10 protein-coding genes are annotated in these 11,795 nt (G+C 64.5%); 6 read left to right on the top strand and 4 right to left on the bottom strand.

The genetic code is table 11. From position 1 onward, the window contains the following. Nucleotides 1-35: 35 nt before the first annotated feature. From araH to PG883_RS01320, 3 genes are all read right to left on the bottom strand, one after another. The gene (gene araH / locus PG883_RS01310) at nucleotides 36-1,037 is read right to left on the bottom strand and encodes an L-arabinose ABC transporter permease AraH (protein WP_202040805.1); all 1,002 of its coding nucleotides are present in this window, start codon (nucleotides 1,035-1,037) and stop codon (nucleotides 36-38) included. A 48-nt stretch (nucleotides 1,038-1,085) separates the two neighbouring features. Further along, nucleotides 1,086-2,582: an L-arabinose ABC transporter ATP-binding protein AraG gene (araG, locus tag PG883_RS01315; RefSeq protein WP_010674476.1), complete on the bottom strand. Its 1,497-nt coding sequence runs from the start codon at nucleotides 2,580-2,582 to the stop codon at nucleotides 1,086-1,088. Between the two features lie 66 nt (nucleotides 2,583-2,648). Then, a complete protein-coding gene (locus PG883_RS01320) occupies nucleotides 2,649-3,632 on the bottom strand; it encodes an arabinose ABC transporter substrate-binding protein (RefSeq protein WP_039040094.1) in 984 nt (327 codons plus the stop codon). Between the two features lie 360 nt (nucleotides 3,633-3,992). Between PG883_RS01320 and PG883_RS01325 the strand changes: the two genes are divergently transcribed. From PG883_RS01325 to araA, 3 genes are read left to right on the top strand one after another with little or no spacing between them, the layout of a single operon-like run. Beyond that, a complete protein-coding gene (locus PG883_RS01325) occupies nucleotides 3,993-5,669 on the top strand; it encodes a ribulokinase (protein WP_167826328.1) in 1,677 nt (558 codons plus the stop codon). Continuing rightward, nucleotides 5,666-6,364, top strand: coding sequence for an L-ribulose-5-phosphate 4-epimerase (locus PG883_RS01330; protein ID WP_128273519.1), 699 nt, complete (start codon nucleotides 5,666-5,668; stop codon nucleotides 6,362-6,364). Before PG883_RS01325 ends, PG883_RS01330 begins: the two co-directional genes overlap by 4 nt. A gap of 14 nt (nucleotides 6,365-6,378) precedes the next feature. Further along, complete coding sequence (gene araA, locus PG883_RS01335; RefSeq protein ID WP_167826327.1) at nucleotides 6,379-7,878, top strand: L-arabinose isomerase; 1,500 nt, start codon at nucleotides 6,379-6,381, stop codon at nucleotides 7,876-7,878. A 71-nt stretch (nucleotides 7,879-7,949) separates the two neighbouring features. Here the strand turns inward: araA and PG883_RS01340 are convergent, their stop codons facing one another. Continuing rightward, nucleotides 7,950-8,840 (bottom strand): LysR family transcriptional regulator, encoded by an 891-nt coding sequence (locus tag PG883_RS01340; protein ID WP_270806868.1) that lies wholly within the window; start codon nucleotides 8,838-8,840, stop codon nucleotides 7,950-7,952. A 115-nt stretch (nucleotides 8,841-8,955) separates the two neighbouring features. On the opposite strand from PG883_RS01340, the gene PG883_RS01345 reads away from it, so the two are divergent. From PG883_RS01345 to PG883_RS01355, 3 genes are read left to right on the top strand one after another with little or no spacing between them, the layout of a single operon-like run. Then, nucleotides 8,956-10,107: a methionine aminotransferase gene (locus PG883_RS01345; protein WP_270806869.1), complete on the top strand. Its 1,152-nt coding sequence runs from the start codon at nucleotides 8,956-8,958 to the stop codon at nucleotides 10,105-10,107. A gap of 8 nt (nucleotides 10,108-10,115) precedes the next feature. Then, nucleotides 10,116-10,931 (top strand): carbon-nitrogen hydrolase family protein, encoded by an 816-nt coding sequence (locus tag PG883_RS01350; RefSeq protein WP_270806870.1) that lies wholly within the window; start codon nucleotides 10,116-10,118, stop codon nucleotides 10,929-10,931. A 53-nt stretch (nucleotides 10,932-10,984) separates the two neighbouring features. Next, nucleotides 10,985-11,755, top strand: coding sequence for an ABC transporter substrate-binding protein (locus PG883_RS01355; RefSeq protein WP_041211345.1), 771 nt, complete (start codon nucleotides 10,985-10,987; stop codon nucleotides 11,753-11,755). Nucleotides 11,756-11,795 lie beyond the last annotated feature (40 nt).

Here is an 11,795-nt window from a genome sequence, read left to right on the forward strand (position 1 = left end):
CGCGAGGCCGGCCCGGTGACGAGGAAAGACATCGCTCAGATACGGGCTTTGCGCACCTGCTTGTAGCGGTCGAACAGCACGGCGGCGAGCAGGATGAGGCCACGCACCACGTACTGGGCAAACGGGGAGATGTTGAGCAGGTTCATGGCGTTCTCCATCAGCCCCAGGATCAGCACCCCGGCGATGATATAGGATATCTTGCCGATCCCCCCCTTCATGGAGACCCCACCCAGCACGCAGGCGGAGATCACCACCAGCTCGAAGCCGATGGAGGTCATGGGCTGGCCCGAGGTCATGCGGGATGCGAGGATGATGCCGGCGAGCGAGGCGATGAGCCCGGTCATGGTGAAGATGATGATCTTGGTGCGCACCACGTTGACCCCGGCCAGACGCGCCGCCTCCTCGTTGCCCCCCATGGCCAGGGTATTGCGCCCGAAGGTGGTCTTGTTGAGCAGCAGACCGAACAATACGAAGCAGACAGCCGTCAGCCAGATGGGCGTCGGGATGCCAAGCAGGGCGGAGTTGCCAAGCTCGAAGAAGCCCTCCTCCACGATGCCCACCGCCTTGCCGTCGGAGATGATGTAGCCCACCCCGCGCGCCATCTGCATGGTGGCAAGGGTGGTGATGAGGGCGTTGATCTTGAATTTGGCCACGACGATGCCGTTGATGAGGCCAAAGACAAGGCCCACCGAGAGACCGGCCAGAATGCCGAGGGGGATACTCTCGGTGGCGTTGATGCCCACCGCGCAGGCAACCCCGGAGCAGGCCACCACGGAGCCCACCGACATGTCGAACTCGCCGGAGGCGAGGCAGAACAGCATGCCGCAGGCCACCATGCCCGACATGGAGACGGCAAGCCCGAGCCCCCGCATGTTGATCAGGCTGGCGAAGTTGGGGACCAGCACGCAGGCGAGCAGGAACAGGATGGCGAAGATCACCAGCATGCCGTACTGATCCCAGATGCGGGTCAGTTGCAGGCAGGTACCGCTCGCCGCGGTGTCGTTGGCGGCTTGGCCGACCGAGGTCGTTGTTGTCATGGTATTTCTCCTGAAAATTCCGGGTGCTATCTCGTTGCGGTCAGCAGATCAACGGGCCGGCATGGCCAGATTGAGCGCCTTGACCTCGTTGGCCTCGTCGTGGGAAAGCTCGCCGGCGATCTCCCCCTCCCGCATGACCAGGATCCGATCCGCGATGCCCAGCACCTCCGGCAGCTCGCTCGAGACCACCACCACGGCAATGCCCACCTTGGCCAGATCGTAAATCACGTTGTAAATCTCGTTCTTTGCCCCGACGTCGATGCCTCGGGTCGGCTCGTCGAGCAGGATCACTTTCATGTCTTCCGACAGCCAGCGTCCCAGAATGGCCTTCTGCTGGTTGCCGCCGGAGAGGTTCATGATGGCCTGCTGGGGAGACGGGGTCTTGACCCGCATGTCGCGGATCCGCAGCCTCGCGTTCTCGTCCTCCCACTTCTGGTTGATCCAGAAGCCTCCCCACGCGTGGTGGCGGCGGGCGCTGATGTTGATGTTCTCCTGCACCGAATGGATGGGGATGATGCCGAGCGCCTTCCTGTCTTCGGTGCAGAGCATGATGCCGCTGCGAATGGCATCGATGGGGCTCTGAATGACCACCTGTTTGCCAAACACCGATATCTCGCCCCCCCGAGGTGTCTCGGCGCCGAAGATAAGCTTCATCAGCTCGCTGCGCCCGGCCCCCACCAGCCCGAAGATGCCGAGGATCTCCCCTCTCTTTACCTCGAGCGACACCGGCGCCTTGAGGCCGGGTCCCATCAGGTGCTCCACCTTGAGGCCCGCCTCGCCAAGCGGCCTTGGGCTGTAACCATAGATGTCGGTCAGTTCGCGCCCCACCATGGTCTTGACCAGCAGATCCCGGTCCACCTCGGCCATGGAAGCGAAGGTGCGCACGAACTGGCCATCCTTGAACACCGTGATGGCATCGCACAGGGCGAAGATCTCGTCCATGCGGTGGGAGACGTAGAGAATGACCTTGCCCTCGTCCCGCAACTGGCGGATGACCCGAAACAGCTGCTCAATCTCGCGGGACGAGAGGCTGCTGGTCGGCTCGTCGAAGGCGATGACGCTGGCGTCCCGGGTCAGGGCCTTGGCGATCTCCACCATCTGCCACTGACCCAGGGACAGGTACTTGAGCGGCGTCTCGGGGGAGACATCCATCCCGAGGCGTGCCAGCTGCCTGGCTGCATCCTGATAGAGCTTCTCCCGATCGATGACGCCGCGCCGGGTCGGCAACTGCCCCAGGTAGATGTTCTCCGCCACGCTCATTTCAGGGACCAGGTGCAGCTCCTGATAGATGATGGCAATCCCGCTCTCAAGGGCATCGACCGTGTTTTGGAACACTTTCTCCTGACCCGCCAGCTTCACCACCCCGCGGGTGGGCGCCTGAAAACCGCTCAGGATCTTGAGCAGGGTGGACTTGCCGGCCCCGTTCTCTCCCATCAGCGCGTGTACCGTGCCCTGCTGGCAGGCGAAGGAGACGTTCTGCAGCGCCTTGACGCCGGGAAACTCCTTGCTGATGCCGCAAAACTCCAGATATGGAACTTGATTCATGAGATGACTCCAGCCAGCCGGCACGGCGCACTCCGCCATGCCGGCATGGGTATCAAGGGATGGGGATCACAGCCCTTTCTTTTGCAGCTCGGCCTTGAAGTTGTCGCGGGTGATGAGCACCACGTCGGTCACCTCGGTGAACTTGGCAGGCTCGGCGCCGTTGACGACCCAGTCATGGAGCATCTGGATGCTCTTGTAGCCGTGTACGTCCGGGCTGGGCAGCAGGGAGCCGAGGAAGCCGGTGGCGCTGGACTTGGAGAGCTCGTTCACCGCATCCACCCCGTTGATACCGATGCCGATGACGTTCTCCGCCTTGAAGCCCTGCCCTTCGGTGGCGCGCACGCCGCCGAGCACGGTGTTGTCATTCATGCCGACGATGAGCCAGTTCTTGACCTCGGGGTGTTGCACCAGCATGGAGTTGGCGGCATCCAGCGCCCCCGGGATGTCGTTGCTCTTGGTGGGCGCGCGGAAGATCTGGCCCTCGGGGAAACCGGCGGCCTTGAGCGCGCCCAGGGAGCCCTCGACCCGGCGACGGGCGGTGTCGAGCTCGTCGGCGGTGATGGCGAGCACCCCGGTCGCCTTTACGTCCCACTGGCGCTTTTGCATCTCCTTGTAGAGCTCCTGCCCCTGACGCTCGCCAATCTTGGTGGCGGCCATCATCACCAGCGGCACCTGCTCCATGGGCTGGCCCTTGGCGTTGACGAACTGGTCATCCACCGTGATGACCTTCAGATCCATGCTGTTGGCCTTAGCCATGATGGCGGCACCGAGTTTGGGATCCGGGGTACAGATGACGAAACCCTTGGCGCCATTCGCCGCCAGACTGTCGATGGCATTGAGGGTCTTCTCCCCGTCGGGGACGGCTATCTTGATCACCTCGAAGCCCAGATCCTTGCCCGCCTTGTCGGCGAAGTTCCACTCGGTCTGGAACCAGGGCTCCTCGGGCTGCTTGACCAGGTAGCCCAGCTTCAGCGCTTCGGCCGAGAAAGCAGAATTTGCCATACCAAGGGCGAACCCCATTGCGATCATGCCTTTAACGATTTTGTTCATGCGAATGTCTCCAACGGTTCTATCAATCCATGTATCCACGCAGTGCTACTCGTTGAGTCAATCAAGTCGCAGCCATATAAAAACATGCTTAAACAGGACGTTATTGTTGTTGCTGGTTGAGCGAACCAAGTTGTAATCGTTTTCACAATTAAAAATGGAGAGCAGGATCACGCCATGAGATTGCAGCCATTTCGTCTATATAATTAGCAATTTCGTCACATATTGAATTTTAGAGAGCCGTCACCCTGTCGCACTGACAGCGTTAAAATCCATATTTCCAGCAGCCAATGGCTAACCGCCCCTCCTGCCCATCTCCTATGGTTCCCCCCAGTCACCCCTCATTGATGGTCAGGAGCACTTATGTCTGAACACATCGTCATCGGACTCGATTTCGGCAGCGACTCGGTCAGGGCACTCGCCGTGCGCTGCCAGGACGGCGCCGAGCTGGCGACCCATGTCGTCTATTACCCGCGCTGGCAGGCAGGCCACTACTGCCAACCGGTCAACAACCAGTTCCGCCACCACCCCCTCGACTATCTGGAGTCCATGGAGCAGGCGGTGGTGGCGGTGGTGAGCCAGCTCACGCCGAGTCAGCGCACCGCCGTGCGCGGCATCGGGGTGGACAGCACCGGCTCCACCCCCGCCCCCATCGACAGAGAGGGGCGCGTGCTGGCCCTGCGTCCGGAGTTTGCCGACAACCCCAACGCCATGTTCGTGCTGTGGAAGGATCACACAGCCATTGAGGAGGCGGAGGCCATCACCGCCCTGTGCCACGGCGGCCAGTTCCCCGACTACAGCCGCTACATCGGCGGCATTTACTCCTCCGAGTGGTTCTGGGCCAAGATCCTGCACGTCTCCCGCGCCGATGCCGCCGTGCGCGCCGCCGCCTGCAACTGGGTCGAGCTGTGTGACTGGGTCCCCGCCGTCCTGAGCGGCACCCAGGCCCCGGCCACCCTCAAGCGCGGGCGCTGTGCCGCCGGCCACAAGTCCCTCTGGCACCCGAGCTGGGGCGGCCTGCCGCCCGCCGACTTCCTCAATGCCCTGGATCCCCTGCTGACGGAGGATCTCGACTTCCCCCTCTTTACCGGCAGCTGGACCGCCGATCTCCCGGTCGGCACTCTGACCCCGGAGTGGGCGGAGCGGCTGCACCTCTCCTGCGAGGTGGTGATCGCCGGCGGCGCCTTTGACTGCCACATGGGGGCGGTGGGAGCCGGGGCCGGCAACAATGCGCTGGTGAAGGTGATAGGCACCTCCACCTGCGACATCCTGATCGCAGATGAGGCCACCATAGGTGATCGGGCCATTGCCGGGATCTGCGGCCAGGTGGATGGCAGCGTGGTGCCGGGCATGGTGGGGCTGGAGGCGGGACAGTCCGCGTTCGGTGACATCTATGCCTGGTATCAGCGCCAGCTAGGCTGGCCCCTTGACAGCCTCGCCGCCCAGTATCCGGAGCTTCGCACCGCCATCGAGCGCCACAAGCAGGCCCTGTTACCCAGCCTCGCCGCCGCCTGGGATCAGCAGCGCGACCTGGCGCACCTGCCGGTGGTGCTCGACTGGTTCAACGGCCGGCGCACCCCCTATGCCAACCAGCGCCTGCAGGGCACCCTCACGGGGATCAACCTCGGCACCGATGCCCCCGATCTCTTCGGCGCCCTGGTGGCCTCCACCGCCTTCGGTGCTCGCAGCATCATGGAGTGCATGACCAGTCAGCAGGTGCCGGTGGAGCAGGTGATCGCCCTTGGCGGCATCGCCCGCAAGTCCGCCACCGTGATGCAGACCTGCGCCGACGTGATGAACAGGCCTATCCAGGTGGTGGCCTCGGATCAGTGCTGCGCCCTGGGGGCGGCCATCTTTGCCGCCGTGGCGGCCGGGATCCATCCCGATGTGGCCAAGGCCCAGCACCACATGGCGAGCGCCGTGGAGCGCACCCACCAGCCACACCCCGAGCGAGTCGCCGAGTATGAACGCCTCTACCAGCGCTACCTCGCCTGGGGCAGCGCCGCCGAACCGCTCTACAATCGGGGGGTGCCGGCATGAACCTCAAGACCCTCAAGGAGCAGGTGCTCGCCGCCAACCTGGATCTGCCGCGCCATGGCCTGGTGACCTTCACCTGGGGCAACGTGAGCGGCATAGACCGGGAACAAGGTCTGGTGGTCATCAAACCGAGCGGCGTCAGCTACGAGCGGATGCGGGCCGAGGACATGGTGGTGCTGGATCTGGCGGGCAAGCAGGTGGAGGGCGCCTTGCGCCCCTCCTCCGACACCGCCACCCACCTGGTGCTCTATCGCGCCTATCCGGAGCTTGGCGGCGTGGTGCACACCCACTCCACCCACGCCACCGCCTGGGCCCAGGCGGGGCGCGCCATCCCCATTTTCGGCACCACACAGGCCGACTACTTTCACGGCGAGATCCCCTGCTCCCGCCTGCTCACCCCGGGCGAAGTGGAGGAGGACTACGAGGGGCTGACCGGTCATCTCATCGTCGAAACCCTCAAGCAGACCCCCATCCTCACCATGCCGGGGGTGCTGGTGGCCAACCACGGCCCCTTCAGCTGGGGCAAGAGCGCCGAGGATGCGGTACACAACGCCGTGGTGCTGGAAGAGGTGGCCCGCATGGCCTGGCTCACCGGCCAGATCAACCCGGGGGCCCGCCCCCTGCCCGATTACCTGCTGGAGAAGCACTACCAGCGCAAGCATGGCAAACACGCCTATTACGGCCAGACAAAAGCCTAAAAGAGGACAAACTCATGGAATTGATGAAACAGCTGGAAGTGTGGTTCCTGGTCGGCAGCCAGCACCTGTATGGCGCAACCACATTGAAGCAGGTGGCCGATCACGCCCACACCATCGCCAGCCAGCTCAACGAGGGGGCGAACCTGCCCCTCAAGATAGTGCTCAAACCCACCGGTACCACCCTGGATGAAATCAGCGCGGTGGCCCGGGATGCCAACCACGACCAGCGCTGCGCCGGGCTCATGGTATGGATGCACACCTTCTCCCCCGCCAAGATGTGGATCCCGGCGCTGAGCCAGTTGCAAAAGCCCCTGTTGCAGTTCCACACCCAGTTCAACCGGGATCTCCCCTGGAGCGAGATCGACATGGACTTCATGAACCTGAACCAGACCGCCCACGGCGGACGCGAGTTCGGCTTCATGGGGGCCCGCCTGCGGCTGCCCCGCACCGTGGTGGTGGGTCACTGGCAGGATGAAGAGGCAAGACAGAAGATTGGCAACTGGATGCGCATCGCCGCCGCCATCCACGACAGCCGCCACCTCAAAATCGCCCGTTTTGGCGACAACATGCGCAACGTGGCGGTCACCGAGGGCGACAAGATTGAGGCCCAGATCCAGTTCGGCTATCAGGTGAACTACCACCCGGTCGGCGATCTGGTCAAGGTGATCGATGCCGTGCCCGAGAGCGACATCGAGGCGCTGCTGGCCGAGTATGAGGCGACCTACACCCTGACCGAGGCGGTGCAGGCGGGTGGGGGGCTTCGTGCCTCCCTGTATGAGGCGGCGCGCCAGGAGCTGGGGATGAAGAAGTTCCTCACCGACGGTGGTTTTGGCGCTTTCACCACCACCTTTGAAGATCTCTATGGTCTGCACCAGCTGCCGGGCCTCGCCTGCCAGCGCCTGATGGAGCAAGGCTTCGGTTTTGGGGCAGAAGGGGACTGGAAGACCGCGGCCCTCTTGCGCACCCTGAAAGTGATGGGATATGGCCTTGCGGGGGGCGCCTCCTTCATGGAGGACTACACCTACCATCTGGAAGCGGGCAACAACCTGGTGCTGGGGGCCCACATGCTGGAGGTCTGCCCCTCCATCGCCGCAGGCAAACCCGTGCTGGACGCCCAGCACTTAGGCATAGGCAAGAAGGCCGATCCGGCCCGCCTGCTGTTCGCGGCCCCGGCGGGCAAGGCGGTCAACGCCAGCCTCATCGATCTCGGCAACCGCTTCCGCCTGGTGGTCAATCAGCTGGAAGTGGTGGACCTGCCAGAGGCCATGCCGAAACTCCCGGTGGCCAGCGCCCTGTGGAAACCCCTGCCGGACCTGCAGACCAGCGCCGAGGCCTGGATCCTGGCGGGCGCCGCCCACCACTCGGTGTTCACCCAGGCGGTGGACATCGAGCAGCTGCGCACCTTCGCCGACATCATGGGTATCGAGTTTGTGGTCATCGACGAGCACACCCGCATCCCCGCGCTCAAGGAGCAACTGCGCTGGAACGAGGTCTACTACAAGATCTGCCAGTGACCCTTTAATCGGCCAGCGGCCATCACCATGACAACAGCCCCGCCCGCGGGGCTGTTTCATTTCGCGTCCCCTCAGGGATGACCCTCCCCCTCCAGCAGCCAGTGACAGACCCGCTGCACCCCGTGGCGCTGGCTGTCGGGCCGGGCGAGCAGGGCGTATTCGTGATCCGTCTCCAGCACGGGGGCAAAGGGAGCGACCAGGGCGCCGCTCTCCAGCTCCTCGGCCACTATGGTGGGATCCCCGAGAGAGAGGCCAAACCCCTGCAAGGCGGCATTCATCGCCAAGTCCAGGGTATCGAACAGCTGCCCCCCCTGGGGCTGCCAGGGGATGTCGAGGAAGGCGGCAAACCAGTTGCGCCAGTCCCGCCTATCGGCGCTGGCATGGATGAGGGGCAGCAGGGGCAGCTCGTTCAGGTCGCGCTCGAACAGACGATGCTTGGCAGCAAACGCCGGGGCGCAGACCGGGGTCAGCCGTTCCCGAAACAGGGGCTGGCTGTGGGGATAGCGCCCCAGGCAGGGCTGGTAGACGATGGCGAGATCGAAGGGCTCCCGGGAGAAGTCGATGCCATGGCTGTGGCTGCCACACACCTCCACCGCCTCCCCCTCGAACGCCTGCAACCGCCGCAGCAGCCAGCGGCTGGCGCAGGAGGGCACCTTGATGCTGATCGCCTGTTCGTGGGGCAGGGTCTGCAAGGCGCTGAGCCCCTCCCCCATGCGGGCCAGCCCTTCACGAACGAAAGGCAGCAGCCGCTCGGCGGCGGGGGTCAAGGTGAGACAACGGGTGCCGCGCACGAACAGCAGGTGGCCCAGGCGCGCCTCCAGCTGGGCGATCTGCTTGCTCACCGCCCCCTGGCTCACGCACAGCTCGTCGGCGGCCAGGGTGAAACTCAGGTGGCGGGCAGAACACTCGAAGACCTGCAAGCCGTAGAGGGGCAGCTGGCTGCGGGGTTGGGTGGACAACATGACAAGCCTCCATGCTTGAGAAAAACTCATGCATACCATGCCGAATAATCCGTTGTCCGGCAAGCCTTGGGGGGGCTAAAAAGGGACCTCTTTCACACACGCAGGTGACGGCCCCATGTCCATCCCCCAGGTTTCCAGCAAACTGCCCCAGGTGGGCACCACCATCTTCACCGTGATCGGGGATCTGGCCGCCCGCCATCCCAGCATCAACCTCTCCCAGGGGGCGCCGAGCTTCCCCTGCGATCCCGAACTCATCCGGGTGACCCACGAGGCCATGCTGGCCGGTGAAAACCAGTACGCCCCCATGACGGGGCTGCCTGCCCTGCGCGAACAACTGGCGGCCAAGATTGCAGCCAGCTACGGCCATCACTATGACGCGGGCGACGAGATCACCATCACCGCCAGCGCCAGCGAAGCCCTGTTCTGCGCCATCACCGCCCTGGTTCACCCCGGCGACGAGGTGATCATGTTCGAGCCGGCCTTCGACAGCTACCGCCCCATGATCCAGTTGCAGGGAGCCACCCCTGTGGTGATCGCCCTCAAGGCGCCGGATTTCGCCATTCCCTGGGACGAGGTGGCCGCCCGCGTCACCCCCCGCACCCGCATGATAGTGCTCAACACCCCCCACAACCCCACCGGCACCGTCTGGCAGGCAGGGGATCAGGAGCGCCTCGCCCGACTGGTGCGCGGCACCGACATCCTGATCCTCTCGGACGAGGTGTACGAGCACGTGGTGTTCGACGGCGCCCTGCACCAGAGCGTCATCCGCTATCCGGAGCTGGTGGAGCGCTCCGTCGCCGTCTTCTCCTTCGGCAAGACCTTCCACGTCACCGGCTGGCGGGTGGGCTACTGCGTGGCGCCCCGCCCCCTGATGGAGGAGATCCGCAAGGTGCACCAGTTCGCCATGTTCGCCGCCGACACCCCCATGCAGTACGGCTTCGCCCACCTGTTGCAGCAACCGGCCCACTATCAGGGGCTGGCAGCCTTCTACCAGCGCAAGCGCGACTTGCTCGCCTCGGCCCTGGCTGGTTCGCGCCTGACCCTGCTCCCCTCGGCGGGCAGCTTCTTCATGCTGGCGAGCTACGAGCGGGTAAGCGACGAGCCGGACAGCCTGTTCGTGCAGCGGCTCATCCGCGATCACGGGGTCGCCACCATTCCGGTCTCCGCCTTCTATCACGACGGCACGGATCAAAGAGTCATCCGTCTCTCCTTCTCCAAGGATGACGACACCCTGCTGACGGGCGCCGAGCGCCTGTGCGCCGTCTAGGGGGCACCATGGATTCACTGCGCGTTGCCGTCCTCCAGATGGTCTCCGGGGATAACCTTGACCACAACCTGGCCCAGGCAGAGGCGCTGCTGCGTCAGGCCGCGGCCGAGGGGGCAGAGCTGGCCCTGCTGCCCGAATACTTCTACCTGATGCCGGTTGATGAGCGGGCGCGGGTGGCCCTGGCCGCCCCCGTTGGCGATCACCCCCTGCTGGCCTGGGTACAGGGGCTGGCCCGGGAGCTCGGCGTCTGGATCCTGGCCGGCACATTGCCGCTTGCCAGCCACGAGCCCGGCAAGATGCACAACAGCAGCCTGCTCATCGACCCCCAAGGGCAGCTCGCAAGCCGCTACGACAAGCTGCACCTGTTTGGCTTTTGCACCGGGCAGGAGCAGTATGACGAGGCCGCGACCATGACCCCGGGCCGGGAGGTGGTGAGCCATCCCCTGCCCTGGGGCGTGCTGCGCTTCGGCGTCTGCTACGACCTGCGCTTCCCGGAGCTGTTTCGCCTGGGGCCCGCCCCCGATTTCATCGCCCTGCCCGCGGCCTTCACCCACACCACCGGGCTCGCGCACTGGGAGCTGCTGCTGCGGGCCCGGGCGGTAGAGAACCTGGCCTTCGTGTTTGCCTCGGCCCAGGGGGGGCACCACCCCGGTGGGCGGCGCACCTTCGGCCACAGCATGATCATCGACCCCTGGGGCCGGATACTGGCCCAGGTAGAGGAAGGTCAGGGCCTGGCCATCGCCACCCTGGATCTGGCGGCACAGCGCAAAGTGCGCAGCCAGCTGCCGGCCCTCACCCATCGCAAGATAGCCGTCGGCCCCTGAGGCCGGCACCCTTTAGCACGCTAGGAATGACACCACACTTCAAGGGACTGACCATGAAACTCAACACACTGATGATGCTGATGGCCCTGGCCACCGCCGGCCAGGCCGCCGCCAAACCCCTGGTGATCGCCACCGATGCCACCTACCCCCCCTTCGAGATGGTCGACAGCAACGGCCAGCTCGGCGGCTTCGAGGTCGATCTGGCCTATGCCCTGTGCGCTGCCATGAAGACCGAGTGCGAGGTGATCAACCAGCCCTGGGATGCCCTGCTGCCCGGCCTGCAGGTGCGCAAGTACGACGCCATCATGTCCTCCATGAACATCACGGACGAGCGACGCCAGAAAGTGGACTTCAGCCAGGTCTACTACATGATGCAGAACCGCTTCGTGGGGCGCAGCGACAAGGCCGCCGACTTTGCAGACGATCCGGCCCATTTCAAGGGCAAGGTGATCGCGGTGCAGGAGGGCACTCCCCAGGACAACTTCGTCACCGCCCGCTATGGCGAGGTGGCCAAGATCAAGCGCTACGTCAATGCCCAGTCCCCCATGCTGGATCTGCAGTCCGGCCGCGCCGACTACACCTTCGGCAACATGGTGCAGTTGAAGGTGGGCTTCCTCGACAAGGAGATGGGCAAGCAGTTCGCCTTCGTCGGTCCCCAGTTCAACGGCACCCAGGACAAGATCCTGGGAGAAGGGGTGGCGGTGGCCCTGCGCAAGCACGATGACAAGCTCAAGGCCCGCTTCGATGCCGCCATCGAGAGCGTCAAAGCAGACGGCACCTTCAACACCCTGCTCAAGAAGTACCAGCTCGAAGATCTGCTCTGATCCCGGCATGCCGGCCCCCTGGACAGTTGCAAGGGGCCAC

The sequence above is a fragment of the Aeromonas sp. QDB25 genome, from assembly GCF_027707725.1.
GTDB classification, from domain to species: Bacteria; Pseudomonadota; Gammaproteobacteria; order Enterobacterales; family Aeromonadaceae; genus Aeromonas; species Aeromonas caviae.